The following is a 25,141-nucleotide window of genomic DNA, read 5'->3' on the forward strand; positions in this document are numbered from 1 at the left end:
TATACGTATGGAGTTATGCGCGTCAGAAAAGTTTTGCGAAAACATGCATAACTATGCGCAACGCGCATAAGTGGGGCCCGTCCGGACCCGCTCCACCACCGCAGGGACGGACCTGCAACCCCTCCAACCCCGCCCCATGGGGACGCTGCGGCCCGGACCAGGTCTAGCGTGCCCTTTCGGGGATGGGCTTGGTCGCGTAGAGCCGCCAAGCCGCAGACTCCTAACCGAACAGGTCGGCGTGCGTCCCGATTCTCACCAACGTGAGCGCGTCTTCTTGGTGTGCCCAGATCAGCAGCCGATCCGGCTCGATGTGGCATTCCCAGCCGAGAGACCCGCAGGCGTCTACGCCCGGGCCTTCAGATCTTCCAGCGTGCAATGCTCCACCAGATTGGTTCCAGCGTGGGCCTGCTGCAGGGCCTCGACGGTTTCGGTGTTGGGAATCCTCACGTCAAACGGCAGTCCTTGCCGCATGGCCACCTGCGCATAGAACAAGGTGATCGCCTCTGTCGCGGACATGCCGAGCTTGCCCAGCACCTCTTCAGCCTCCCGCTTCAATTCCGGTTCAACCCGTGCTCGAATCATTTCTGTCTTGGCCACGAGCGCACCTCCTGCCGCAACCCTATCTGTTCCCCACTCGGGCGACGGCAGGACCGGAGAGCGAGGCCACTACCGGGACCAATCTGGAGATGGCCTCCGCCAAGCCCCAGGTTGCGGTGGGGCCGTCGGCGTCCGCAAGGAGACCAGCGTCGAGATCGAGCCGGGCCGTGGTGGTGGTCGACCGATGCGTCGCCCACCACCTGGCCCCAAGTTATGCGCGGCACGTTATGCGCGTGTGAAAAGTTTTGCGAAAACGCGCATAACTATGCGCAACGCGCATAACTGAGCCCCGGCCGTACCCATTTTCCCTCCGCGTGGACGGCCCCGAGACCCGACCTTGCTGGCCCTCAGTCTCCACCCGAAACAGGGATTGCCACCGGACCCCCGTGCATCAGCTCGCGCAACTCCGGCCAGGTGTAGCGCCCCATCGGGTACGCGGCACCAGCCTCTCCGGCTCGGGCATCTTCGAGCGTGAACCCGGAGTCAGCTTCTTCTTCCGAAGGACAGAGTCTGAAAGCAACAGTGGCCCCCTCCCTTGGGAGCATATGGCCATGAACTGACGGGAGCCTCATGCCTTGGGCTCACCCTGGTAACCAATCGCCTCGAGAAACAGGTACATGCCAGAAGAGGGATTGTCATCTGGGAAGGGCCTCTGTTCTCTTCTGTGTCTCTCCTGCAGCCTCTTGGCCCGAGCAACTGCCTCATCCATCCTCTGGACATCCATGTACTGTGCCGCGTTAACCTCTTTCCCAGTACTACCATCGCACCCGTGCCGCACTTTCTGGATATCACTTGTTGAGACAGGCTTTGTATGGTCCTGAAAGTGGAGCACCAACCATAACTCAAAGCATGGATTTGAAGTAGCTACCTTTATCCCATTTTTGCGTGCCAAGTTTCTAGCTTCCAAGAGGTTCTTGCACTTATTGGGCTCATTGGGCTCATTGGAACTTTCGACATCGAAGATACACCACACCTGATCTCGTGCTTCATCACGGTCCAACCTCTCTAGATCTCTTGCAGCACGCTGGACCAGCCTCAGGGGCTGCGGAACACTTGCCTTGAGCCTCAACACTGCTGACTCTGATACTCTATCAATCTGCTTTAGTAGTCTAATATAATCCTTTTCGGTTCGCTCGCCCTCGGTGTAGATGTGAAACATTCTCTTTTCTGTACGATAGGCGGATCGCCTGTTTAGTCCACGACCCTTCTTTCCCTTGGCCACAGCAATGGACCCTACACGAGACCAAGGGCTCGGCTTACATCATGATGGTCTATGTCCGGTACGGCACCAAATCGACCTTGGAGATATGCTCGCTCCAGATTTAGTGACTTTCGAACCCTCTCCCCCTTGTACTCTGCCAGACCCACCAATTTGGTTTTCAGATCCTGAGACTTTTCCGTTAGCCAGATTTCATCGCGATTCAACTGGCTCAAGAGATGCATGTCGTGACTAGTGAAAATGAGTTGGGCATTGTGTGGATTCGTTGTAGGATCTTGGAATAGCTCAACCAAACGTGAAGAGAGCTTTGGGTGTAGACTTGCATCTAATTCATCTATGAGCATTGTCTTGCCACCTTCCAGTGCATCAACAACTGGGCCAATCGTTTGAAACCATCTCTGTGTGCCAAGAGACTCCTCGAGAAAATTGAGCAGAGCATCATCAGGACCATCTTTGCGTACAAAGAAGAGTTCCAGCCGACGCATGCTCTCTTCAGGGTCGCTACTCGAGGAGACTTTGACATTGCTAATGCTTGGATCAGCAAGTCGGAGCAATTCTAGTGGTTGTGGTCGAAAGTCATTCACCACAAATGGCAATCCCTCAGAAGCTCCTTGTAGTTCCTCGAACAGGCGAATTGTTGACTGTCCAGTAAGCGCCAGAGGGGACAGGGCATTCGACAACAACGGCCCGGTTCGCCCCTTGAGTTGCCGCCAGATAGCACTCATCTCTGTGAGCTTTCTGGCGGCAGGGGCAATCGTGGGTTCTCTGAGGCGCATTGCCGCTGACAAGACCAGCGTCGTCGGAGTGAGAAGTTCTTGAATTCCCCCAACAGATTGAACTCCTCGGCGAAACTTGCAATCCCTACCCACTCGCGTGAAGAGTTGCCGCGGTCGTCTCTCCGGATAGCTGTGAAGGCTTTCCGACAGGACAGCGGTGTCATCTAGCTTCAATTGGTAGTTGTACCTGACGCCCTCAGCCATCAGATCAAGGTCGAACTCGGTGGGCATGCCTTGGCCACCGGCAAATCGGTGAGGGTCTCGCGGTATAGTGTCGGTCCAAAGCCACAACGAGGTGCCCACCGCCGTGGCCAGCCAGGCTACGGCATCGAGCACGTTCGACTTGCCTGAGGCATTGGGACCAAAGATCCCGGCAACCGGCAAGACTCGCTGGGACAGTCGATCGAATGCCCGGGTCGCCGGGCGATCTTCGTCCACTGCGATCAAGGAGAGTTCCACGGGATCCAGGATCGAGCGGTGGTTGGCCACTGAGAAGCGCAGAAGCATGATGCCTCCTTGGGGTTATATTCTGCATGCAAAGCAGCGATTTTGCAAGTTTACGCTGAAATAGTCAGTTTGTTTGCAGCAGGGCGACAGTAAAGTGCTGCTGCACCACCGCGTTGACGAGCATGGGGGGCGAGTCAAGACTCGGCGGGTTCGGGGCGGCGACCCCGGCGGAGGTGGCCCCTACTCTGACAGTGCGGCCCGGGCCAGGTCGGGGTTGAAGTACTCCCGTGTGAAGCACACTTTGCCGTCGCGGAACCGCCACAGTCCGATGTAGCGGTTGGCGTATCGGCGCCCGGTGGGGATCACCTCACCTTCGCTGGTGTACTCGGCGATGAGCAGGTCGGGATCGACGCAGGGGTGGACGTCCGTCAGGTGCAGGGTGAATCGCAACACTTTGAAGGCCCCCACCAGCCGCTCCCGAACCGCCTCTTTGCCCTCGGTGCGGTCGGGTCCGTCGGGATGGGCGTAGGGCAGTTCCATCACGTAGTCGTCGGTGTAGTGGGCCACCACGGCGTCGGCGTCGCCCATGGCGTCGAACACCGACCGGAGGATTGCCTGATTGTCGGGAGCGCTCATGGCCCCAGTTGACCACGTTTCGCCGTTCTTGACCACGCGCTCGGCCTCCGGCTGGTGTCCCCGGCCCGATCCTGGCGGGGGCCACGTCCTTTCGTGACCTGTCACTCCGTGGCGGTAGGGTGCCGGTCGTGTCTGCCAATGAATTGCCGCTGAAGGGCTTGCGGGTCATCGACTCGGCCGACGTCAAGGGCGAGCTGGCCGGGCGGCTGCTGGCCGATTTCGGCGCCGACGTGATCCGGGTGGAGCCGCCCGGCGGGGCCGCCTCCCGCCGCCTGCCCCCGTTCGCCCCCGACGGCGACACCAGCCTTTACTTCGCCTTCCGCAACTTCAACAAGCGGGGCATCACCGTCGACGTGGCCACCGCCGAGGGCCAGGCCCGCCTGCAGGAGCTACTGGCGGGTGCCGACGTGTGGATCGAGTCGTCCAAGCCGGGATCGCTGGCCCCCTTCGGGCTCGATCCCCGAGCGGTGTCCGACCGGTTCCCCCACCTGGTGGTGCTGTCGGTCACCGACTTCGGCCAGGAGGGGCCCTACGCCCGGTTCGAGGCCACCGACGAGGTGATCCAGGCCATGAGCGGGCACCTGGCCGCCTCCGGCATCCCCGAGAAGCCGCCGCTGCTCATACCCGGTGCGTTCGCCTACGACGCCGCCGGGGTGGTGGGGGCGCTGGCCGTGCTCATCGGCCTGGTGGCCCGACGCCGCACCGGGCGGGGCCAGCACCTCGACCTGTCGGCGTTGGAGGCCGCCATCCAGCTCAACACCTGGCAGCTCGCCAACATGCGGCCCACCCTGGACGCCGGGCTCGACCCCCCCATCGTGCGGTCGGGCACCACCGTGGTCTACCCCCTGTTCGAGACGGCCGACGGCTTCATCACCATGGTGATCCTGAGCCCCCGCCAGTGGTACGCCATGTGGGAGTGGCTGGGCCGCCCCGAGGCGTTCGCCGACGAGATGTGGAGCCAGGCCCTCACCCGCATGATGAACGGCGACGTGCTCAACCCGGTGATCGCCGAGCACTTCGCCACCATGGGCATGGAGGAGGCCGCGGCGGAGGCCCAGCGCCGGGGCGTGGTGGTCACCCCCATGCTGAAGCCGTCGGACATCCTGGTGAACGAGCACTACGTGTCCCGCGACACGTTCGTGCCCGTGGAGGTGGCTGCCGGTGCTTCGGCGTCGGTGGCGTCGGGGTTCATGGAGATCAACCGCCACCGCCAGGGCTTCCGCTTCCCCGCCCCCGCGGTGGGCCAACACGATGCCGATGTGGCCGGCGAGACCGCCCCCGGCTCCCCCGCCGGCCCCCCGGCCTCCGAGGCCGCAACCGGCGCGGGGCCTGAGGCCCAACCCCTGGCCGGGTTGCGGGTGCTCGACTTCGGTCACGGCGGGGTGGGCGTGGAGGGCGGGCGGATGCTGGCCGAGTACGGGGCCGACGTCATCAAGATCGAGACCCGCACCTATCCCGACTTCATGCGACTGGTGACCGGCACCGAGATGACCCCGTCGTTCGCCTCGTCCAGCCGCACCAAGCGCAGCTTCGGGGTGAACTCCAAGATTCCCGAGGGGCTGGCCGTGCTCAAGGAGCTGGTGAAGACCGCCGACATCGTGATCGAGAACAACTCCACCGGCACCATGGACGCCATGGGCGTGGGCTACGAGACGCTCAAGGAGCTGAACCCGAACGTCTGCATGGCCAGCAGCCAGCTCATGGGCTCCACCGGGGCCTACGCCGACTGGATCGGCTACGGGCCCACCATTCAGACGGTGGGCGGCATCAAGTATCTGTGGAACTTCACCGACGGCGACCCCCCGCCGGGGTCCAACGCCATCCACCCCGACCACCTGGCCGGACGACTGTGCGCCCTCGGGGCGCTGGCCGCCCTGTTGGGCCGGGATGAGCGGGGAGCAGGGGCCCACGCCGAGATCAGCCAGGCCGAGGCCCTGGTCAACACCCTGGGCGATCTGTTCATGGCCGAGTCGCTGCGCCCCGGTTCGGTGCAGCCCGTGGGCAACGACTCCGACCAGGGAGCGCCCTGGGGGGTGTTCCAGTGCGCCGGGGAGCAGCAGTGGTGCGTGATCTGCGTGCGCCACGACGCCGACTGGGTGGCCATCAAGCAGGCCATGGGCAACCCGGCTTGGGCCGATGAGCCACGGTGGGACACCGCCGCCGGACGCCTGGCCGACCGGGTGGCCATCAACGCAGGGGTGGCCCGCTGGACCGCCGGACTGTCCCCCCAAGAGACCCAAGAGGCCTGCCAGGCCGAGGGAGTCCCCGGTGCCGCCATGCTCACCGCCCTGGACCACCTCACCGACCCCCAGCTCGCCGCCCGCGGCTTCCAGGTGGAAGTGGACCAACCCGGTGCCGGCACCCTCATCCTCGAGGGCCCCTGCTTCTACGGCAGCGAGATGCCCACCCCCCCAATCGCCCCCGCCCCCCTACTCGGCGAACACACCCGAGAAATCTGCGAACAAGACCTCGGCATCCCCCCCGAAGAAGTCACCCGCCTCATCACCCTCGGCGCCCTCGAAATCCCCCTCGACACCTAACCCACTCGGCGTTGGGCAACCCGACGTCGGTTGTTTGGCGTGGCTGTCCCCTGCCCTAAGCCATGACGGAACCCTGGTGGGGTCAGCCGATGACGAGGCCGCCGTTGGGGGTGATGTACTCGCCGGTGACGAAGTCGCTCTCGTCGGAGGCCAGGTAGAGGGCGGCGTGGGCGATGTCGTCGGGGGTGCCGACCCGACCGGCCGGGGTGAGCATCTTCAGGCCCTCGACCATGTCCTGACCGATGGACTGGGTCATCGGGGTGTCGATCACACCGGGGCACACCGCGTTGGTGCGGATACCTGCCGCCGACGAGAAGCGGGCCATGGCCCGGGTGAAGCCCAACAGCCCGGCCTTGGCGGTGGCGTAGTGAATCGGCCCCCAACCGGCGAGGCCGGCGATGGACGACATGTTGACGATGGAACCCTTGATGCCTGTCCCCAACAGCCGGGCCAGCATGGCCCGGGTGCAGTAGAAGGCACCGTTGAGGTGGATGTCGAGCATCCGCTGCCACCCGTCGTCACTCATGTCGACAACCTGCCGCTCGTTGACGGTGTTGCCCTCACCGGAGCCGTCACCGGGGGTGCGGTCCACCCCGGCATTGTTCACCAACACCGTCACCGGCCCGAAACGGGCGTCGATGTCGGCGAACATGGCCTCGATGGCCTTGCTGTCGGACACGTCACACGCCACGCTCATGGCCTCACCGCCATTGGCCGCCACCAACTCGGCGGTGGCCGCGGCGGCGGCCTCGTTCAGATCCTGCACCACCACCTGGGCGCCCTCTGAGGCGAACAGCGTGCTGATGGCCGTGCCCAGCCCGCCCCCGCCACCGGTCACCAACGCAACCTTGCCGTCCAATCTGCCCATCACTGACCTCCCTGTGGTCGAAATCCCCTTGTCGGAATCCCGTGGCGTCCGCCGAGACTCTACCGGCTCCCCCCACCCGAAGCCTCGGGCAGCACCAGACTCCTACCCGGCGAGCGAGCCCACCACCGGGGCAAAACTGGTGATCGTCTCCGCCAACCCCTCGGCCGCGGTAGGGCGGTCGGTGGCGGCCAAGTTCAAGCTGGCGCTGGTGAATCCCATGTCCAGCACGGCGCCGAGCTGTTGGGCGCACTCGTCGGGGGTACCCACGATGGTGAAGGCCTGCACCAGGCGGTCGTCGATGAGGCTGTCGAGGGCGGGGTCGTCGTGGCGGTGGTGGTCGAAGTACCAGCCGCGGCTGCGGGCCAAGGCGGTCTCGACGGCGGCCATGAGGTCGGGGTCCACATCGAGGTCGGGCGGGCGGATGATGTTCAGATAATGGGCGGCGTAACGCTTGACGCTGCGCCGGGCCCGGTCGCCGTCTTCCGAACAGCACAGCGTGAGGCGGGGGGCGATCTCGAAGTCGTCCAGGGTGCGCCCGACTCGGGCCGCGCCTTCGGCCAGCCAGTGGCGGTACGTGCGGGCCAGATCGGCCGACAAGAAACGACCGCCCACCAGGGCCATGTCGGCCACCTCGCCGGCCAGGCGCATCACCTGGGGGCTGCGGGTGCCGATGGAGATGGGCACCGGGTGGTCGGGCGGGCGAACGAGCCGCTCGCCGCCCACCGCTTCGCCGGTCAACAGGGTACGGATGTCGGCCACCGCCCGGCGGAGGGTGGCCACCGGCGACGGGTAGTCGATGCCCAGCGGCTCGAGCCCGGCCCCCACGCCGAGGCCGCAGAACGCCCGGCCGGGAGCGATGTCGTCCAGCGTGGCCAAGGCCCCGGCCAGCACCACCGGATGGCGGGTGTAGGAGTTGGTGACCATGGCCCCGATGGCGATCCTGTTGGTGGCCTGGGCGCAAAGGGCCTGGACCATGAAGCAGTCGGGCCAGAACACCACGTCGGAGATGCCGAGGCGGGCGAACCCGGCCTCCTCGGCCAACCGGGCCAGCGCCACCGCCTCGGCGGTGCTCATGCCGGGGCTGATCTCGGCTTCGAGCGTGACCTTCACGGCGACCTTGAATCCCGGACCCGCACCAGATCCGACGACTGGTCGGGGTCGGTGACCACCTCGATCAGGGTCGGTCCGTCGGCAGCCGACGACTCGGCCAGGGCCTCGGCCAGGGCACCGTCGTCGTCCACCCGGTGGGCGTCCAGGCCGAACGACCGGGCCACGGCGGCGAAGTCGTGATCGCCGATGTCCACCGCGGAGCGGCGGTCGGGGCCCTGGAAGTCGTACACGTTGCCCAGCAGCCTGTTGTTGAGCACCAAGAACGTGACCTGCAGGTCGTGTTCCACCGCGGTGGCCAGGTTGTGCAGCGACATCAAGAATCCGCCGTCCCCGCTGATCGACAGCACCCGCTCGCCGGGGTGGACCATGGCCGCGGCCAGCGCCGCGGGCGGGCCCCAACCCATGCCCAGTTGGCCGCCGGGAAGGTGAAGCCTTCCGGGGGTGCGAATGTTGAGGTGGTGGAAGGCGAAAATACGGTTGTTGCCCGCATCCAGAGTGATGCGGCCCTCGGGCGGCCAGACCTCGTTGACCACCTGCACCACCCGCTGGGGCGGTACGGGGCGGGCCGACTGGTGCAGCACCGCGGGCTCGTCTCGTGAGGCCTTGATCTCGGCCAGGTCGGACCAGCGGTCGACGGCCAGGTCTTCGTCCACGCCCACCGCGGGCACCAACTCGTCCAGCAACGCGCCCAGATCGGCACAGATGCCCAATTCCACGGGGAAGCTCACCCCCAAGTTGGTGGCCTCAATATCCACCTGGATGAGTCGCCGGTGGTCGGCGTCGAGCCACGTGGGTGACTCCACCAGGGTGTCGTGGGGGTTCAAGCGCGATCCCAGCACCACCACGGCGTCGGCTCGGGCCAACAGCTCGAACGCACCCTGCCATCCGAACGGGCTGAGCGGCCCACCAGCCCAGGGATGGTCGTCGGCGATCGCCCCGCGGGCCTTGGCCGTGGTCACCACCGGGGTGGCCGCCCGCCGGGCCAGAGCCGCCAACTGCTTATAGGCTCTGGCCTGGTGGACGCCGTTGCCGGCCACGATCACCGGGCGCCGGGCGGTGGCCAACACATCGGCCAGGGCTTGCACCGCGGACGCGTCCGGCCGGGGAGGGGCCGCCGACCCCACCCGAGGGCGCCCGTACAGACGGGGGTGGCGAGACTCGTCTGTACGCCGGAAGATGGCGTCGAGGCGCAGCACCACTGCGGCGGGACCCGGCCGGCCCGAGGTGGCGTGGTGGACAGCCAGCTCCACCGCGTGGACGGCCTCGTTGGGGGTGGTGGCCACGCCGACGTACTTGGTCATCGCCGACAGGATGCGAGGCACATCCACCGACCCGTGGTCGCCGGTGGTGCTCTGGGTTGGGGCATGCTGAGGAATGCCGTGGTCAGTGGTGTCGGTGATCGCCACCATGGGGGTGCCCGATGCATGCCCTTCCATCAGCCCGAATCCGCCTGAAGATGCCACGAAGGGGCCCTGCCCGCTGAAGACCCCCGGAAGCCCGGTGAGCCGTCCGTACATCTCGGCCATCACCGATGCCTGGTGCTCATGGGCCGCCCGCACGCTGCGGACCCGGTCGGCCACCGTCCGCAACCCGTCGAACACCTTGATGGTGTAACCCCCGGGCACGCCGAACACGTGAGTGATGCCGGCGTCGGCCAGTACCTCGGCAATGCCGATCCCTGCTGGGGTGCCGCCGCTTGTGACCATGGTGCCCACGACGATAACGGGCCGGTGGCCCCGCGCCCGGGCGTTACCGACGCGGGCGTTCGCGTACCCACGTCAAAAGGAGGTCGCCCGCGCCCAGGGTCACGCCGAAGCGACGGGCCACGGCTACTCGACTCCCCGACGGTGCCGGTGCGCTGGTACGTTCACCTGCCGGAATATTGAGGGCGGCCATGAGCGCAGCATTCGGCATCGACATCGGGGGCACCGGCATGAAGGCCGCGCCGGTGGATGTGACCAGCGGCGAGCTGCTCGGCGACCGCAACCGCATTCCCACCCCCAAGCCGGGCACCCCCGAGCAGGTGGCCGAGGTGGTGGCCGAGTTGGTGGGATCGTTTGGATGGAGCGGCCCGGTGGGGTGTGCCTACCCCGCGCCCATCGTGGGGGGCACCGTCAAGTGGGTGGCCCATCTGGACGACTCCTGGGCCGGGGTGGACATCGCCGGGCTGCTCAGCAGCCGCATCGGGGCGCCGGTCACCATCATCAACGACGCCGATGCCGCGGGCACCGCCGAGATGCACCACGGTGCCGGGGTCGGTCGGGGGGGCACGGTGTGCTTCACCGCTTTCGGCACCGGCATCGGCAGCTCGGTGTTCGTGGACGGCACCCTGGTGCCCAACACCGAGTTCGGCCATATGTATCTGCAGGGCCACACCGACGACGTGGAAGTGTGGTCGTCGGCCAAGGCCCGAGAACGCGACGATTTGGACTGGCCCACGTGGGCCGGCCGGGTCCGGGATTACCTGCAGCATCTGGAGAAGATCATCTCGCCCGGCTTGTTCATCCTCGGGGGCGGCATCAGCAAGCGATTCGAGAAGTGGGGGCCGCTGCTGGAACTCGACACCGAGGTACTGCCCGCCCGGATGCGCAACAACGCCGGCATCGTCGGCGCGGCCATGGCCTCGGCGGCAGGCCCGTCGGCAAGCTCGGCGCCGGCCGACGGCCCAGGCCCGTCGGCAAACCCGGCGGCGGCCGACAGCCCCGGCTCGGCGGGCTGATTGTTCGGTCGGCGACGTCGCCTCCTGATCCTCCGTGCTGAACCGCTACGCCCGCCTGGTGACCCGCTCCCCCGGGCGGACCATCGCGGTGATCGCGCTCATCACCGCCGCCCTGCTGCCGGGGGTGGCCCTCACCACCCAGGAGCCCGACGCCATCGCCTCGTTCGTCCCCCGCGGCAGCGACCTCGGACGGGCCATCGACCAACTGGAAAACCGGTTTCCCCAAACCGGGGCGTTTGCCAGCGCCCAGCTCGTGGTCCGCGGCGATGCCACCTCCCCGGCGGCCATTCGAGAGGTGATCGCCCGATCGGAGATGGCCCTGCGCCACCCCACGGTGGCGCCCTTCGTCCCTTCGTCCGGGGAACCCCCGGCATTGAGTTACGCCCACCTGATCCTGGCGATGGCCGGGGTGCCGCCCGACCGCCTCACCGCCGACGACGTGACCCGGGTGCTGGCCACCGACCCGACAGTGGACCCTCGGGCCGTCCAACTCGACCAGCTTCTGGGCGACGGGGTGGGCACCGGACACATCCGGCTGCAGCGCATCGACCACCCGGAGTGGCACGTGAACGACGCCCTGCTGGCCACCCACGACGTGATCGCGGCGGGCGACTACGGGCCGGACGCCTCGGCCCGCACCCTGTCCAGCGCCCGGTTCCAGGAGGGGGCGGAGCAGGCCCTGGCCGACAGCGGCATCTTGTTCCCGGCGGCCATCGTGGTGATGGTGGTGGTGCTGTTGGTGCTGTTCCGCTCGGTGGCCGACACCGTGGCCACCATCATCGGCGTGATCCTCACCGCCCTGTGGCAGATCGGCCTGTCGGGCTATCTCGGACCCAACGGCCTCGACAAGATCAACGGCATCACCCCCATCAGCATCATCGTGCCGGTGCTGTTGGTGGGCCTGACCGTGGACTACTCCCTGCAGGTGGTGTCCCGCCGTCGGGAGGAGTGCCACGACGACCCCGGCCGGGCCACCCAGCGGGCCGTGGCCGTCACCGGGGCGGCCATCGGGCTGGGGGCGCTGACCACCGCGCTCAGCTTTCTGACCAATCTGGCCAGCCCGCTGTCGCCCATTCAGGACTTCGGAATCCTGGCGGCCTGCGGCATCGTCTCCGGCTTCTTCATCATGACCTCGCTGGTGCCCGCGGTTCGGATTTTGGGTGATCGGCGTCGCCTGGGCCGGGGGCGGCGGTTGCCGACCCGAGCGGTGGTGGAATCCATCCCCGGCGTGCGTCGAATCCTGGCCCCGACAGTGGCCCGGTGCGCCCGGCGACCGATGGTGACCCTGGTGGCGGTGGGGGCGGTAGCGGGCGCGGCGGTGGCCGGGGCCCTCAACGTGGACACCGAGTTCAACCAGGACGAGTTCCTGCCCGAGGACTCCGAGGTGGTCCAGGACATCCGTCTCACCAGCCGGGAGACCGGAGGCCTGAGCACCACCATCACCGGGGTGCTCATCACCGATCTGGACGATCCGTCGGCCGCGTCGGCCCTGGTGGCCCTGGACGACCTGCTGCGCGGGCCCACCGGCGACGCTGGTGCCGTGTCCCCGTCCGGTGCCGAGGACCTGCCCTCCGGGGTGGACATGGGTTCGCGGGTGGATCGCCCTCCGCAAATCCGCGGCGTGGTGGGCCCCTCGTTGGTGTCGCTGGCCGTCGACACCGTGCCCGACGCCCGGGCGGTGCTGACCGGGGGCTCTCCCGACGAGCTGGCGGCGTTGTACCGGGAGGTGGCCCGAGCCGCCCCCGACCAGTTCGCCTCGGTGGCGTCGTGGTCGGACACCTCCGATGACGACGTGACCATCATCGCCATCCAGGCCCACCTGGGAGAAGAGTGGGAGGTTCGCGACCTGTATCACGCCGGGGACGACCTGTGGGGCGATGACGCCCGCGGGACCTTCACCCTGACCGGGTCGCAGATCAGCCCGGTGGTCACCGGCGACGCCGTGACCCGCAGCCAGACCTCCGCCACATTCATCACCGTGATCACCGCCGTGGCCCTGCTCACCGCCTTCTTCTGGCGGGCCCATCGCCGCCCCCTGCTGGGGGTCGTGACCGTGGTGCCCATCGTGGTGGTGCTGGTGCTGCTGCTCGGCCTGATGTGGGTGCTGGGCATCAACTACAACGCCCTGACCGCCCTGTTGACCGCGCTCACCATCGGGATCGGCGTGGACTACACCATCCACTTCACCCACCGCTACCTGCACGAACGCCAACACGGCGCCCCCACCATCGACGCGCTGACGGCAACCGCCAACAGCGTGGGCGGGGCGTTGTTCGGATCGGCCACCACCACCGCTCTGGGGTTTGTCGTGTTGGCCTTCGCGCCCCTGCTGGTGGTGAGTCAGTTGGGCATCCTGGTGGCCATCACCGGTGTCCTGTCGATGCTGGCCGCCATGGTCATCCTCCCCTGCCTGCTGGTGCTGGTCGACCGGCAACGGGCCGGCGGCCCCGTGGCTCAAGCCGGGTAGCAGCGGCTGCGGGCAGGTCGCAGTGGGCTCGGCCGGGCTCCGGCCCCGTGGCTCAAGCCGGGTAGTAGCGGCTGCGGGATTCGACGAACAGGGAGGCCGAGCACAGCGCGCACAGGCCGGTTTCGTCGTAGAGGCGGGCCCGGGATTGGCCCATGCCGTCGGGGTCGATCCACGTCTCGGCGTCGATGCCGATGCGGTCACTGTTGGGATACCGCAGCACGTGAATGGTGAGATCGGGGTTGATGGACACGTACCGGTCGTAGGGCAGAAACGACCCCAGGCCGCTGGTGAAGTCGGACAGGGCCATGAGACGGACCAGCGGCGAAGTCTCCTCCCCCCGAACGAACGGCACCTCCAGTCGAACCCAGGTCTTGCTGGGGGTACCGCCTGCGGTTCCGCCCTCCACCCGGTCGAACTCCACCACGTGGGGGAAGCCCTCGGGCATCACCGCCCGGGGAGCCAGTTCTCGCGGCGGTCCCGCGCTGCCCGGCGGCGGGGGCAGCGGCGCCTCGGCCTGTCGGTAGCCGGCGACGTCGATATCGGCACCGGTCCGTACCGACATGGCCACCGCCGTGGCCACCCTGTGGTCGCCGTCGTGCAGCCAGGCTTGGACGGTGTGAATCCGCTTGCCAGTGCGCAGCACCTCGGTGGTGACGCCCAGCGGCTTGACCGGCACCCGCCGCAACATGTCCAGGGTGAGACGGGCCACCCGCATGGGCACCGGCGTGGGCACCTGCTCCACCGCCCGGGCCAGGATGCCGGCCACCGCCCCGCCGTGCTGCGCCCCGTGATCCCACGGCCCCTGCGCATAGATGGTGGGCACCACGATGTCGCCCTCCAGATAGAACACCGCATCGTCGCCCACGAATCCAGCAACCTATCCCCACCCCGCCCTCCACCACCAAGCAATCCCCCACCTCAGGGGACCATCCCGGAGCCCCTTGGAATGCGGTGGGTGGGCGTTGGGTCAGGTTTGGCGGAGGCGTTCCCATTCGTCGAGAAGGCTGGAGTCGGTAGAGCGCAACAGAGCGCGGAGGTCGGCGGTCAGGGCGGCCAGGGCTTCGGTCACCGCGGCGGTGGGGATGGTCTGGACCAGGGCCTTGTAGCAGTCGGACAGGTAGCGCAACAGCACGCCCTCGGCGCGCTTGATGCCGTAGCGGGAGACGTACTGGTTGAAGGTGTCGCCGTGCTCCAGCAGATCGCGGGCCACCGACTTGGGGCTGGGTCGATCGTGGCCCACCCAGGGGTGGTGGCGGGCGAACACGGCAAAGGCGGGCTCGATGAACTCGGCCTCGGGGCGGGGCCAGGTGAGTTCGGCCAGCCGCTCCAGTCGCTCCTCGTAGGGCACCCGCTCGGCCTTGAGCTGGGCCATGAGATCGTCGCGGGCCTTGTCGAGCTGGGCCAACAGCACCACGGTGGGATCCTCCAGCACCGCCTCCACCACGCTGAGGGCCTGGAAGCGGTAGTCGGGGGCGTCTCGGTCCAGCGCCTCCAGGGCTTCGACGGCGAACAGCCCGAGCGGCTGGTTGAGCCGGAACTCGTCCTGGAGGTCGAGGTTCACCCGCACCGGGCGGCCCCGGTCGTCGGCCTCACCGAGCACCTCCACGATCTCGGCGTCGAGCAGCGACCGGTACACCCCCACCGCCCGGCGAATGTGGGTGCGTTGCCGGGACCGGGGCTCGTGGTTGTCGGTGAGCAGGCGCTTCATGGCCGAACAGCCGTCACCGGGTCGGTCGAGCACGTTCAGCATCATGGCGTGGGTCACCGCAAAGCTCGACTCCAGGGTCTCGGGGCGCCCGTGCCACAGACGGGACAACGTGTCGGCGTCGTAATGGGCGTAGTTGTGCTCGGGCGGCTTCTTCTTGGTGACCTTGCGCCGTTTGGCCGGGTTGGCGGCCGCCTTGGCCTCGGCCCGGCGGTTCTCGATCACGTGCTCGGGGGCCTGCACCCACACGCTGCCCTCCTCGTCGAACCCCCGTCGACCCGCCCGGCCGGCGATCTGCTGGAAGTCCCGCACCGACAGCACCCGGGTGCGGCGGCCGTCGTACTTGTAGAGGCGGGTGAACAACACGGTGCGGATGGGCACGTTCACCCCCACGCCCAGGGTGTCGGTTCCGCAGATCAACCGCAGGTGCCCCTGTTGGGCCAGCTTCTCCACCAACAGCCGGTACTTGGGCAACAGTCCCGCGTGGTGGACGCCGATCCCGGCCAGGACGAAGCGGCGCAGGTCCTTGCCGAAGGGGGTGTCGAAACGGAAGCCGCCCACCGCCTCCTTCAGGGCGGCCTTGGCCTCGGGCGGCAACACGTCGAGGCTGGTGAGGCTCTGGGCCTGGGCGGTGGCCTCCCGCTGGGTGAAGTGGACGATGTACACCGGGGCCCGATCGGTGGCCAACAGCTCGGCGATGGAGGTGTGCAGCGGCGTCTCCCGGTACACCACATCGAGCGGTACCGGTCGCTCGGCGGAGGCCACCAGGGCGGTGGACCGGCCGGTGCGCTCGCCGAGATCACGGCGCAGGGCGGTGGTGTCTCCCAGGGTGGCCGACATCAACAGGAACTGGGGGCGGTGCAGTTCCAGCAGGGGTACCTGCCAGGCCCAGCCCCGGTCGCGGTCGCCGTAGTAGTGGAACTCGTCCATCACCACCAGATCGACATCGGTGTCGGACCCCGAACGCAGGGCCCGCTGGGCCAGTATCTCGGCGGTGCAGGCGATCACCGGAGCATCGCCGTTCACGGTGGCGTCGCCGGTGACCATTCCCACCCGCTCCGCGCCGAAAGCGGCGGCCAGTTCGAAGAACTTCTCGCTCACCAGAGCCTTGGTCGGCGCGGTGTACACCGACCGACGCCCCTGACCCAGCGCGGCGAACACCCCCGCAATCGCCACCAGCGACTTGCCCGAGCCGGTGGGGGTGGCCAGCACCACGTTGTCCCCGGCCAACAACCGCAGAATCGCCTCCTCCTGGTGGGGGTACAGCTCCAGTCCGGCGGTGTCGGCCCAGTGGCAGAACGCTCCGAGCAGGTCGTCGGGATCGCCCGTCGCGGGCATGAACTGTCCGAGGACCGGTGAGGCAGACATGGCCCGACCACCCTAGGGCGACTCCGCCGGTGAGACGGTACCCATTGGGCAACACCATCGGGCCTGTGGAAAACCTCGGCAAAACTCGAAGCGGAAGCAAATCCACCGGCAGAGAGTGGGCCGTTTCTGCGGTCAACGGGGGGCTGCCATTCGCACGCGACGCGCACGGTGGGGGTCTCGATGGGCCCCAAAGGGGCGATTCCGGCCCGGAAGCCAGATTTTTCCGCGAAATTCAGATTTCGCTGCTGAGCGGACCCATCAGGTCCCCTCCGCGGGTCCGGCCGGCAAAACCCCTGGTCACAGGCTTGCGCGGAAGTCCTTCTCCGACAGTCGGCGGCCTCCGCAGCACGACAACCGCCAAATTACCAACTCAGACCCCCGGAAAGCCGTCGAAGTTGGGAATGATTTGAGAGTTTGCCCCGCGACAATGCCGGCCTCACTTTCGTCTCGGCGTCGAAACCGGGCCGAGACCCAACACACGACAGGAGCAACACCATGACCCAGCTTGTGGAAAACCTCATCGGCCCCGCCGCCGCCTGCCACCTCCTCGGCATCCAATCCCACACCCTGTTGCGAGCCATCAACGACGGATTCATCCCCGCCTACCGCATCGGCGAATCCGTCCGCTTCCGCCCCTCCGAACTCCGCCACCCCGCCCTCACCGGCCTCGACGAGTACTACCAGGCCAAAGCCAAATACTTCGCCGCCTGAACCCCACTCTGTCCCCGGCCGCGCCCACCCCTCACGCGGCCGGGGACAGACAACCAGGCCCCCTCTGGTTGCTGCGGCAGGCTCCCGGGTTCGGATAGGTTCAGATAGGGTGGACGACGTGGAGGACGTGACCATGGACGCCAACGAGAGTTCGGCGGGAGCGGTGTGTTCGGGCTCCGCCGCTCCAATCGATGAGACCACGCGCCGCGTCTTCGCATTGCTCGACGAGGAATACGACGAGCTATGTGACCGGCTCTGTGCCGACGATCCCGTCTTCAGCTACCAGGCAAGCAAGCAGCTCGAGCCTCAGTAGCCCTCCGAACCGCTGACTTGCAGATCGTCGACGACAGGTTGGCCTTGAAGGCCCTGCAAGGCTGGCGTTCGCCCGCTTGGGATTTCGAGACCCCGTCAATTTCCTGGCTGGCCCATGCCAGGCTGCTCCGGGCCCTGCTGGGAAGCTCTACTACAGGCAGTCTCTCCAGGGAAGCCTTCGAGGGGGCCCTAGAAGCTGCGCTGAACCCCCCTTCGGACGTCTTGCAGGTCTTGGATCCAAGGCCCTACACCGCTGACGCGGCCAGCCTGTCGATTTCGCACAGCATCCCACTGTTGCCTGCAGGGATGCTGGCAACAGCGATCCGGCATGGTGCCGCAGTCCATGTCCATGTGAGGAACTTCATGGACAAATGGGAACACATCGTCGAGGGTACTGGGGCGGTAATCCACATCCACGGTGATTCCGAGACGCTGGGAAGCCTGTAGCGCAGAGTCCTATGGGAGGGGACGGTCTCAGTGTGGTGGTCGGAGCGCTGGCAGGTACCGGCAGGTTGGTCGAAGTCCCAATTGAGCCAGGAACTCTTGCCATGAAGAAATACGATGGTGCCGTGGCAGTGGAACGTTTGACCGTGTCCCTGGATACAGAACTGGCTGATGCCGTACGGAGAGTGCTTGAGCGCGATAACGACGTCCTGACCGAGTTGGCCGGGACATTGACCAGTGTCTACGCCGACGGTGAACTCGACGCCCTTCGCGACGAATGGGCTTGATCCACCCTTGACGCCAGCGCTTTCATCGGGTTCCTCGATACCAACGACATCCACCACGATTTGGCTACCGAGGTGCTGACCGCCGTTCAGCGCTCACAAAGCCGACTGGAGATGGCGGCTTCGGCGTTCGTCTACCTCCGTGTTCAACCTGGAGATCACCACCCTGTGAACCCTTCATCCAGACCCTGAAGCCAGGGTTGAGGGCCTCTTTGGCGTCCGACGAGGGGTCCGTGCCCGCCTCTGACGCGCACGGTGGGGGTCTCGATGGGCCCGAAAGGGGCGATTCCGGCCCGGAAGCCAGATTTTTCCGCGAAATTCAGATTTCGCTGCTGAGCGGACCCATCAGGTCCCCTCCGCGGGTCCGGCCGGCAAAACCCCTGGTCACAGGCCTGCGCGGAAGTCCTTCTCCGACAGTCGGCGGCCTCCGCAGCACGACAACCGCCAAATTACCAACTCAGACCCCCGGAAAACCGTCGAAGTTGGGAATGATTTGAGAGTTTGCCCCGCGACAATGCCGGCCTCACTTTCGTCTCGGCGTCGAAACCGGGCCGAGACCCAACACACGACAGGAGCAACACCATGACCCAGCTTGTGGAAAACCTCATCGGCCCCGCCGCCGCCTGCCACCTCCTCGGCATCCAATCCCACACCCTGTTGCGAGCCATCAACGACGGATTCATACCCGCCTACCGCATCGGCGAATCCGTCCGCTTCCGCCCCTCCGAACTCCGCCACCCCGCCCTCACCGGCCTCGACGAGTACTACCAGGCCAAAGCCAAATACTTCGCCGCCTGAACCCCACTCTGTCCCCGGCCGCGCCCATCCCTCACGCGGCCGGGGACAGACGACCAGGCCAACTGCCCAAATCACACCCCTGACGGAAGAAGGAGCACAACCTGATGTCGGGATTCGACGCTGCGGCTCTTGTGTTTGTGTTCTTGTTCCCTGGAGTGTTCTTCACTGCAGGGTTCGAGAGGTACCGACCGCTTCACAGCAGAAGGCTCAAGGACTGGGTGTTGTGGTTGGCGGGCCTATCGGCTGGATGCCTGGCGGTGGGAGCTTGGCCACTGCACTGGTTCTTCACCTCCTACTGGGAGGACTTGGCAGCAGGCAGAACACTGCCGTGGATGGTCTATTCGTTCCCGGTTGCCTACGTCTTCCTGCCGCTCATTGCCGGGCGGGGCCTGGGATGGGCCGCAGAGAACATCCGGCGTGAAGGGCAGTGGTTGGAGACGAGGCTGGCCCCGATCGTAGGACGGTGGATTGCGGCCAAGTCCGACAAGTTGGTCTTGAGGGTCCTCGGGCCGTCGAAGTCACCGACAGCATGGGACCACCTCTTCGATTCGGGCCAGCCTGGATTGGTGAGGTGCAGACTTCGGTCCGGACGGTGGGTCGGGGGGCGTTACGACCTCGCCGACCCAGTCGCTTCCTTCGCGTCGGAGGGCAACGCTTCAAGGGACATCTACATTGGGTCAGCGGTAGAGTTCGATCAGAGCAATGGTGCAGTGCTCTGGAAGGGCGGCAGTTACGCCTGGACCTCAGGTGGTCTGTACGTCAAGGCCGACGAAATTGAGACAATAGACTTCCTACCGCTAAGAGCAGCAGCCCCACCTCGGGAGGTGAAGAGTCATGCGCAAGAAAGACCGACCAGGCCGCCACGCAGGAGTTGACCGTCAGATCCGACGGAAGTACGGGTACTCCCCTGGTGCCTCAGTGGGAGAGGAAGGGGTGCCCAGAGGATTGTTTCCCCCTCCGGAAACGTATCGGTCTCAACCGCCCGCCGATCCACCTGACCAGTCAGGGGAGGACGGTTTGGGTGTGGTGGCCGGAGCGTAGGAGGGTGCCGGGGGTGGCGCCGGTGGGTTGGCCGTCGGAGATGATTTCGGTGCCGTTCACCAGCACGTGCTCCACCCCGACGGCCCCGGCGTAGAGCCGCTCGCAACCACCGGGGAGGTCGGCCCGCTCCACAATGGGTTGGGAGGCCACCGTGTCGGGGTCGAACACCACCAAGTCGGCCCAGTAGCCCTCGGCCACCCGGCCCCGGTCCTTCAGCCCGAACAGACGAGCAGGCGTGTCGGTCATCAGGCTGACGCACTCCTCCAGTGACAGCAGACCCCGCCGCCGCACGGCCTCGGCCAGCATCTCGGTGGGATACCGGGCCCCGCACATGCGATCCAGGTGGGCCCCGGCATCGGAGCCGCCGACCAGCACCCGCTGGTCCCGCCACAACTCGGCCCGCTGCTCCCAGGCCAAGTCGATGTCATCGGACGACAACGGCCACAGCGCGGTGCGCAGGTCGTCGGCCACCACGATGTCGCACAGGGCGTCGAACGGATCGACCCCCCGCTCGGCGGCGATCTCGCCCACGGTGCGCCCGGTGAGCCCGGCATTCTCGGGCGCGTAGGTGTCGCCGATCTGCATGTTGGACCACTCCGAGATGAACTGGAACGCCCCCTGCGAGCTGTGGGCCTGCTCGTCCAGCCACCGCCGCACGGCGGGGTCGGCCAGCTTGGCCTTCTTCTCGTCGTGATCCAGGTACAACACGTCGCCCCAGTTGGGCAGCAGGTACAGCGCGCAGTAGGTGGCGAAGCTCATCTTCAGCCCGCCGATCGAGGGCATGGACAAAGCCACGATGCGCCCGCCCGCCCGGGCGGCGGCATCCGACGCCCCGAGCTGGTGCCGGGTGCGGTCCATGGCGCTGGAGGCGTGGGTCAGCACGTTCCAGTTGAGCGGCCGCTGGGCCCGGACCGACATCTGGGTCATCAGGTCGATCTCCTCGTCGCTGAAGTAGCCCTGGCAGCCGGTGATGATGAACTCCAACCACGTACCGGGGTGATCGGCCACCGCCTCGCACAGCGCCAGCATCTCGGCCCGGTCGGCGAAGAACGAGGGAACCGGATCGTTGTTGCCGTCGGAATGGGTGGTGGACTGCGACGACGAGAAGCCCAAGCCGCCGGCGTCCAGCGCCTCGTGCAGGAGCCGCACCATGTCGGCCACCTGCTCCGGCGAGGCCACGTTGCCGGTGCCCTCGGCGCCCATCACGTAGCGGCGCAGCGCGGAGTGGCCCACCAGGAAACCGGCGTTGACCCCGAGGTTGCCGTCGAGAGCATCCAGGTATTCACCGAAGCTCGACCAACTCCACGGCAGCCCCTGCTCCAGGGCGGGCAGGGGCATCCCCTCCACCTTGGCCATCATCCGGCGGATGTAGTCGGCATCATCGGCCTTGAGCGGGGCCAGGGTGAACCCGCAGTTGCCCCCGAGCACGGTGGTCACCCCGTGCTCGTTGGACGGCGAGGCCAGCGGATCCCAGAAGAGCTGGGCGTCGTAGTGGGTATGGGCGTCGACGAAGCCCGGCGCCACCACCAGCCCGTCGGCGTCGATGACATGGGCGGCGCCCCCGTCGAGTGCCCCGACGGCGGTGATCCTCCCGTCGCTGATCCCCACGTCGCCAACCGCTCCGGCAGCACCGGTGCCGTCGACCACGGTTGCGCCCTTGATCATCACATCCAGCATGGGATCACCCTACCGGCATCCGGCCGGCCCGGCCCCAGCGGGCCCCCGGCAGCCAGGAAGGGCGAGGCGCAGGGTACGCTCGGCGTATGCCCGAGATCCCCAAGATCATCTCGGTGGACGACCACGTGGTCGAGCCGCCCACCCTGTGGACCGACCGCCTGCCCCGCCAGTACGCCGAGACCGGACCCCGGGTGGTGCGCAAGACCATCAAGAAGGACCGGGCCTTCATCAACAACACCGCGGTGTGGGTGGACGGTGACACCGAGCGCACGGTGGACTTCTGGCAGTACGAGGACCTCAGCCAACCCCTCATCCGGTTGAGCGCGGCGTCGGGCTACCCCAAGGACGACGTCGGCCCCCGACCCATCACCTACGACGACATCCGCCCCGGCTGCTGGCAACAACGGGCCCGCCTCGACGACATGGACATCAACCACGTGGAGGCGGCCATGTGCTTCCCCATGTTCCCCCGGTTCTGCGGCCAGACCTTCTTGGAGGCCGCCGACCGGGACCTGGCCCTGCTGTGCGTGCAGGCCTACAACGACTGGATGATCGACGAGTGGTGCGGGGGCACCGCCGGGCGGCTCATCCCCCTGCCGCTCATCCCGCTGTGGGATCCCACCCTGGCCGCCGCCGAGGTCCGGCGCAACGCCGACCGGGGGGCGCACGCGGTGTCGTTCACCGAGCTGCCCACCAACCTGGGGCTGCCGTCGATCCACGACGCCGACGGGCACTGGGAACCGTTCTTCGCCGCCTGCGAGGAGACCGGCACCGTGGTGTGCATGCACATCGGCTCGGGGTCGCGCATGCCCACCACCTCCGACGACGCCCCGCCCGCGGTGATGTCCACGCTCACCTTCAACAACGCCATGGGATCACTGGCCGACTGGCTGTTCTCCGGGGTCTTCGTGCGCTATCCCGACCTAAAGATCGCCTACAGCGAGGGCCAGATCGGCTGGATTCCCTACATCTTGGAGCGGGCCGACGTGGTGTGGGAGCACAACCGGGGATGGAACCGGGTGTGGGGGGTGATCCCCGAGCGGCCCAGCAACTACTTCGCCGACCACGTGTACGGGTGCTTCTTCGACGACCGGTTCGGGCTGGCCAACATCGAGGCCATCGGGGTGGACAACGTGACCTTCGAGACCGACTACCCCCACAACGACAGCTCCTGGCCCGAGACCAAGGCGGTGGCCGAGAAAATGTGCGAGGGGCTGTCCGACGAGGTGATCTACAAGGTGATGCGGGGCAACGCCATCAAGATGCTGTCGCTGCCCTTCGACCGCTGAAACCGGAGAAGCCGAAACCGAAGAAGGAGCGCCCCATGAACCCGAACACGATGATGATCTCGTCGGACTCCCACATCATCGAACCCCCCGATCTGTGGACCGAGAGGGTGACCGGCCCGATGGCCGAGCGGGTGCCCCAGGTCCGCCGGGAGCCGGGGGGTGACTGGTGGTACATCGACGGGCAGCGGTCCATGTCGTTTCTGGGGTTCCAAACCGGCAACCGGTTCGACCAGGACCCCACCAAGCTGCGCATCGAGGCCTCCTTCGACGAGGTGCGCCCCGGCGCCTACGACCCGGCCAAGTTCATCGCCGACAACCTCACCGACGGGGTGGCCGCCTCGGTGATCTACCCCAGCGAGGCCCTTCTGGCCTACAGCATCCCCGACCCCGAGCTGTGCTCGGTGACCATGGCCGCCTACAACGACTTCATCGCCGAGTTCTGCGCCCACGACCCCATGCGACTGAAGGGCATCGCCCTCATCAACCTGGACGACATCGAGGAGGCCGTCGCCGAACTCACCCGCTGTCGCAACATGGGCCTGGCCGGGGCGATGGTCAGCGTGATGCCCCCGGCGGGCCAGGGCTACGACCAGCCCCGCTACGAACCCTTCTGGTCGGCGGCGGTTGATCTGGACGTGCCGTTGTCGATGCACGTGGCCACCGGCCGGGCCCTGACCAGCGCCTCGGGGCAGGGCAAGAACGACGTCCGGGTGGTGACCGAGGCGGCCTTCTACCTGCAGGACCACTTCGTGCGGAAGTCACTGGGGGAGATGATCTTCTCCGGGGTGTTCGAGCGCCACCCCGACCTGCGGGTGGGGTCGGTGGAACACGAGGTGGGGTGGATCCCCTTCTGGCTGTTCCAGATGGACTACTGCTACACCGACCGCCCGCTGCGGGGCGACTGGCACCGCTTCACCGATCCCGACGCCCGCCCCAGTCATTTCTTCAGCTCCAACTGCTTCGTGAGTTTCCAGGAGGACGCCGTGGGCGTGCGGGTCCGGGACACCTTCGGCACCCACACCTTGATGTGGGGCTCCGACTACCCCCACACCGAGTCCACCTTCCCCCGGTCCCGGGAGGTGGTGGCCGAGACGTTGGCCGACGTGCCCGACGTCGAGCAGCAGATGATCGTCCGGGACAATTGCGCCGCCCTCTACGACTTCGACGTCTCCCGCCTGGCCGCCGACTCGTAACTGCCGAGGAGCGCAGGCCACGAGGGGCAGGCCATGAGAGTCAGGATCGGCGTCGGCGTGGGGGGCGGGGCGGCTTCGGGTGACCCGGAGGCGTTCGCCACGGTGGTGGACGGGCTGGAGCGGTTGGGGTTCGACTCGTTGTGGGTGGCCGAGCGAGCCGGCGGTTCGACCTTGGACCCGGTGGTGTCCATGACGTTTGCCGCGGCCCGCACCACCCGGCTCAAGTTCGGGCCCAGCGTGATGGTGCTCCCCGGCCGAAATCCGGTGCTGTTGGCCAAAACTATGGCCAGCCTCGACCGCATCTCCAACGGTCGGCTGCTGCCCGCCTTCGGCCTCGGGGTGGCCGACACCGCCGAGCACCAGGCCTTCGGGGTGGCCCGCATGGACCGGGCGGCCTGGTTCAACGAGGCCCTGCCGCTCATGCGCCGACTGTGGACCGAAGAGGTGGTGGAGCATCACGGCCACCGCTTCCACCTCGACGCCGCCCGCGTGGAGATCAAGCCCGTCCAGCAACCCCTGGACGTGTGGATGGGGGGCATCGCCCCGTCCGAACTGCGCCGGGTGGGTCGCCTCAGTGACGGCTGGCTGCCCTCGTTCGTCACCCCCGATGACGTACGCACCGGCATCGCCGAGGTTGGCCGCCACGCGGAGGAGGCCGGGCGGACCATCGACCCCGAGCACTACGGCGTGCTGCTGGCCTACAGCTCGGGGCCCCTGCCCGACCGCTTTATGCGGGCCATCGCGCTGCGCCAACCCGACAAGCAGCCCGAAGAACTGGTGGCGTCCAACCGACGGGAGCTACGCCCCAAGATCGAGGCGTTCATCGAGGCGGGGGCGTCCAAGTTCGTGGTCATGCCCCTGGACGAACCACCCCACTGGGAGGCCGAACTCGAAGCCCTGGGCGCCGATCTGCTGCCCCTGCAGGACTGAGCCCCCGCAG

Annotated in this window: 23 protein-coding genes; 12 read left to right on the plus strand and 11 right to left on the minus strand. The window is 67.0% G+C overall.

What is annotated here, in order from left to right:
• Positions 1–220: 220 nt before the first annotated feature.
• From ACOQPQ_RS07295 to ACOQPQ_RS07315, 5 genes are all read right to left on the minus strand, one after another.
• Positions 221–376 (minus strand): type II toxin-antitoxin system YafQ family toxin, encoded by a 156-nt coding sequence (locus tag ACOQPQ_RS07295; RefSeq protein ID WP_420638779.1) that lies wholly within the window; start codon positions 374–376, stop codon positions 221–223.
• Complete coding sequence (locus ACOQPQ_RS07300; RefSeq protein WP_420638780.1) at positions 343–597, minus strand: type II toxin-antitoxin system RelB/DinJ family antitoxin; 255 nt, start codon at positions 595–597, stop codon at positions 343–345. Before ACOQPQ_RS07300 ends, ACOQPQ_RS07295 begins: the two co-directional genes overlap by 34 nt.
• Before the next feature lie 568 nt (positions 598–1,165).
• Complete coding sequence (locus ACOQPQ_RS07305; protein ID WP_420638781.1) at positions 1,166–1,819, minus strand: RloB family protein; 654 nt, start codon at positions 1,817–1,819, stop codon at positions 1,166–1,168.
• A gap of 11 nt (positions 1,820–1,830) precedes the next feature.
• A complete protein-coding gene (locus ACOQPQ_RS07310) occupies positions 1,831–3,099 on the minus strand; it encodes an AAA family ATPase (RefSeq protein ID WP_420638782.1) in 1,269 nt (422 codons plus the stop codon).
• Between the two features lie 180 nt (positions 3,100–3,279).
• Positions 3,280–3,675, minus strand: a complete 396-nt coding sequence (locus ACOQPQ_RS07315; RefSeq protein WP_420638783.1) for a nuclear transport factor 2 family protein — start codon at positions 3,673–3,675, stop codon at positions 3,280–3,282.
• 128 nt (positions 3,676–3,803) lie between these two features.
• Between ACOQPQ_RS07315 and ACOQPQ_RS07320 the strand changes: the two genes are divergently transcribed.
• Complete coding sequence (locus tag ACOQPQ_RS07320) at positions 3,804–6,215, plus strand: CaiB/BaiF CoA transferase family protein (protein ID WP_420638784.1); 2,412 nt, start codon at positions 3,804–3,806, stop codon at positions 6,213–6,215.
• 82 nt (positions 6,216–6,297) lie between these two features.
• Here the strand turns inward: ACOQPQ_RS07320 and ACOQPQ_RS07325 are convergent, their stop codons facing one another.
• The 3 genes from ACOQPQ_RS07325 to ACOQPQ_RS07335 form a co-directional block, all read right to left on the minus strand.
• Positions 6,298–7,083: an SDR family NAD(P)-dependent oxidoreductase gene (locus ACOQPQ_RS07325; RefSeq protein WP_420638785.1), complete on the minus strand. Its 786-nt coding sequence runs from the start codon at positions 7,081–7,083 to the stop codon at positions 6,298–6,300.
• A 102-nt stretch (positions 7,084–7,185) separates the two neighbouring features.
• Positions 7,186–8,193 carry an LLM class flavin-dependent oxidoreductase gene (locus ACOQPQ_RS07330; protein WP_420638786.1) on the minus strand — a complete coding sequence of 336 codons (1,008 nt, stop codon included), beginning with the start codon at positions 8,191–8,193 and terminating at the stop codon, positions 7,186–7,188.
• Complete coding sequence (locus ACOQPQ_RS07335) at positions 8,190–9,899, minus strand: thiamine pyrophosphate-binding protein (RefSeq protein WP_420638787.1); 1,710 nt, start codon at positions 9,897–9,899, stop codon at positions 8,190–8,192. Before ACOQPQ_RS07335 ends, ACOQPQ_RS07330 begins: the two co-directional genes overlap by 4 nt.
• Positions 9,900–10,087: 188 nt before the next feature.
• Here ACOQPQ_RS07335 and ppgK point away from each other — a divergent pair, with 188 nt between their 5' ends.
• Both ppgK and ACOQPQ_RS07345 read left to right on the plus strand, forming a co-directional pair.
• Positions 10,088–10,912: a polyphosphate--glucose phosphotransferase gene (gene ppgK / locus ACOQPQ_RS07340; RefSeq protein WP_420638788.1), complete on the plus strand. Its 825-nt coding sequence runs from the start codon at positions 10,088–10,090 to the stop codon at positions 10,910–10,912.
• Positions 10,913–10,946: 34 nt separating this feature from the next.
• Positions 10,947–13,379, plus strand: a complete 2,433-nt coding sequence (locus ACOQPQ_RS07345) for an efflux RND transporter permease subunit (RefSeq protein WP_420638789.1) — start codon at positions 10,947–10,949, stop codon at positions 13,377–13,379.
• 52 nt (positions 13,380–13,431) lie between these two features.
• Here the strand turns inward: ACOQPQ_RS07345 and ACOQPQ_RS07350 are convergent, their stop codons facing one another.
• A complete protein-coding gene (locus ACOQPQ_RS07350) occupies positions 13,432–14,244 on the minus strand; it encodes a thioesterase family protein (protein WP_420638790.1) in 813 nt (270 codons plus the stop codon).
• A 102-nt stretch (positions 14,245–14,346) separates the two neighbouring features.
• Positions 14,347–16,452, minus strand: coding sequence for a DEAD/DEAH box helicase (locus ACOQPQ_RS07355; protein WP_420638791.1), 2,106 nt, complete (start codon positions 16,450–16,452; stop codon positions 14,347–14,349).
• Between the two features lie 495 nt (positions 16,453–16,947).
• On the opposite strand from ACOQPQ_RS07355, the gene ACOQPQ_RS07360 reads away from it, so the two are divergent.
• The 6 genes from ACOQPQ_RS07360 to ACOQPQ_RS07385 all read left to right on the plus strand — a co-directional run bounded on the left by ACOQPQ_RS07360 (position 16,948) and on the right by ACOQPQ_RS07385 (position 19,876).
• On the plus strand, positions 16,948–17,163 hold the full coding sequence (locus ACOQPQ_RS07360; RefSeq protein ID WP_420638792.1) for a helix-turn-helix domain-containing protein: 216 nt from the start codon (positions 16,948–16,950) through the stop codon (positions 17,161–17,163).
• Positions 17,164–17,272: 109 nt separating this feature from the next.
• Positions 17,273–17,476: a hypothetical protein gene (locus ACOQPQ_RS07365; RefSeq protein WP_420638793.1), complete on the plus strand. Its 204-nt coding sequence runs from the start codon at positions 17,273–17,275 to the stop codon at positions 17,474–17,476.
• A gap of 17 nt (positions 17,477–17,493) precedes the next feature.
• Positions 17,494–17,922, plus strand: a complete 429-nt coding sequence (locus ACOQPQ_RS07370; RefSeq protein WP_420638794.1) for a hypothetical protein — start codon at positions 17,494–17,496, stop codon at positions 17,920–17,922.
• A 101-nt stretch (positions 17,923–18,023) separates the two neighbouring features.
• Positions 18,024–18,206, plus strand: coding sequence for a hypothetical protein (locus ACOQPQ_RS07375; protein WP_420638795.1), 183 nt, complete (start codon positions 18,024–18,026; stop codon positions 18,204–18,206).
• A 579-nt stretch (positions 18,207–18,785) separates the two neighbouring features.
• Positions 18,786–19,001, plus strand: coding sequence for a helix-turn-helix domain-containing protein (locus tag ACOQPQ_RS07380; protein ID WP_420638792.1), 216 nt, complete (start codon positions 18,786–18,788; stop codon positions 18,999–19,001).
• A gap of 104 nt (positions 19,002–19,105) precedes the next feature.
• Positions 19,106–19,876, plus strand: a complete 771-nt coding sequence (locus tag ACOQPQ_RS07385) for a DUF6338 family protein (RefSeq protein WP_420638796.1) — start codon at positions 19,106–19,108, stop codon at positions 19,874–19,876.
• A gap of 127 nt (positions 19,877–20,003) precedes the next feature.
• On the opposite strand, the gene ACOQPQ_RS07390 is transcribed toward ACOQPQ_RS07385, so the two are convergent.
• Positions 20,004–21,719: an N-acyl-D-amino-acid deacylase family protein gene (locus ACOQPQ_RS07390; RefSeq protein WP_420638797.1), complete on the minus strand. Its 1,716-nt coding sequence runs from the start codon at positions 21,717–21,719 to the stop codon at positions 20,004–20,006.
• An 86-nt stretch (positions 21,720–21,805) separates the two neighbouring features.
• Between ACOQPQ_RS07390 and ACOQPQ_RS07395 the strand changes: the two genes are divergently transcribed.
• Genes ACOQPQ_RS07395 through ACOQPQ_RS07405 form a run of 3 tightly spaced genes read left to right on the plus strand, consistent with a single transcriptional unit; the run spans position 21,806 to position 25,131 of the window.
• On the plus strand, positions 21,806–23,008 hold the full coding sequence (locus ACOQPQ_RS07395) for an amidohydrolase family protein (protein ID WP_420638798.1): 1,203 nt from the start codon (positions 21,806–21,808) through the stop codon (positions 23,006–23,008).
• Between the two features lie 35 nt (positions 23,009–23,043).
• Complete coding sequence (locus tag ACOQPQ_RS07400) at positions 23,044–24,201, plus strand: amidohydrolase family protein (RefSeq protein ID WP_420638799.1); 1,158 nt, start codon at positions 23,044–23,046, stop codon at positions 24,199–24,201.
• Positions 24,202–24,234: 33 nt separating this feature from the next.
• Positions 24,235–25,131 (plus strand): TIGR03854 family LLM class F420-dependent oxidoreductase, encoded by an 897-nt coding sequence (locus ACOQPQ_RS07405; protein WP_420638800.1) that lies wholly within the window; start codon positions 24,235–24,237, stop codon positions 25,129–25,131.
• The last annotated feature ends 10 nt before the right edge of the window (positions 25,132–25,141 follow it).

The organism is Candidatus Poriferisocius sp., from assembly GCF_965219775.1.
Lineage (GTDB): Bacteria > Actinomycetota > Acidimicrobiia > Acidimicrobiales > Bin134 > Poriferisocius.

Excerpts from the sequence above, each read along its gene's own strand:
- ACOQPQ_RS07310 (WP_420638782.1), bottom strand. The coding sequence starts at position 3,099 with ATGCTTCTGCGCTTCTCAGTGGCCAACCACCGCTCGATCCTGGATCCC.
- ACOQPQ_RS07315 (WP_420638783.1), bottom strand. The coding sequence starts at position 3,675 with ATGAGCGCTCCCGACAATCAGGCAATCCTCCGGTCGGTGTTCGACGCC.
- ACOQPQ_RS07325 (WP_420638785.1), bottom strand. The coding sequence starts at position 7,083 with ATGGGCAGATTGGACGGCAAGGTTGCGTTGGTGACCGGTGGCGGGGGC.
- ACOQPQ_RS07335 (WP_420638787.1), bottom strand. The coding sequence starts at position 9,899 with ATGGTCACAAGCGGCGGCACCCCAGCAGGGATCGGCATTGCCGAGGTA.
- ppgK (WP_420638788.1), top strand. The coding sequence starts at position 10,088 with ATGAGCGCAGCATTCGGCATCGACATCGGGGGCACCGGCATGAAGGCC.
- ACOQPQ_RS07355 (WP_420638791.1), bottom strand. The coding sequence starts at position 16,452 with ATGTCTGCCTCACCGGTCCTCGGACAGTTCATGCCCGCGACGGGCGAT.
- ACOQPQ_RS07360 (WP_420638792.1), top strand. The coding sequence starts at position 16,948 with ATGACCCAGCTTGTGGAAAACCTCATCGGCCCCGCCGCCGCCTGCCAC.
- ACOQPQ_RS07375 (WP_420638795.1), top strand. The coding sequence starts at position 18,024 with ATGAAGAAATACGATGGTGCCGTGGCAGTGGAACGTTTGACCGTGTCC.
- ACOQPQ_RS07380 (WP_420638792.1), top strand. The coding sequence starts at position 18,786 with ATGACCCAGCTTGTGGAAAACCTCATCGGCCCCGCCGCCGCCTGCCAC.
- ACOQPQ_RS07385 (WP_420638796.1), top strand. The coding sequence starts at position 19,106 with ATGTCGGGATTCGACGCTGCGGCTCTTGTGTTTGTGTTCTTGTTCCCT.
- ACOQPQ_RS07390 (WP_420638797.1), bottom strand. The coding sequence starts at position 21,719 with ATGCTGGATGTGATGATCAAGGGCGCAACCGTGGTCGACGGCACCGGT.
- ACOQPQ_RS07395 (WP_420638798.1), top strand. The coding sequence starts at position 21,806 with ATGCCCGAGATCCCCAAGATCATCTCGGTGGACGACCACGTGGTCGAG.
- ACOQPQ_RS07400 (WP_420638799.1), top strand. The coding sequence starts at position 23,044 with ATGAACCCGAACACGATGATGATCTCGTCGGACTCCCACATCATCGAA.
- ACOQPQ_RS07405 (WP_420638800.1), top strand. The coding sequence starts at position 24,235 with ATGAGAGTCAGGATCGGCGTCGGCGTGGGGGGCGGGGCGGCTTCGGGT.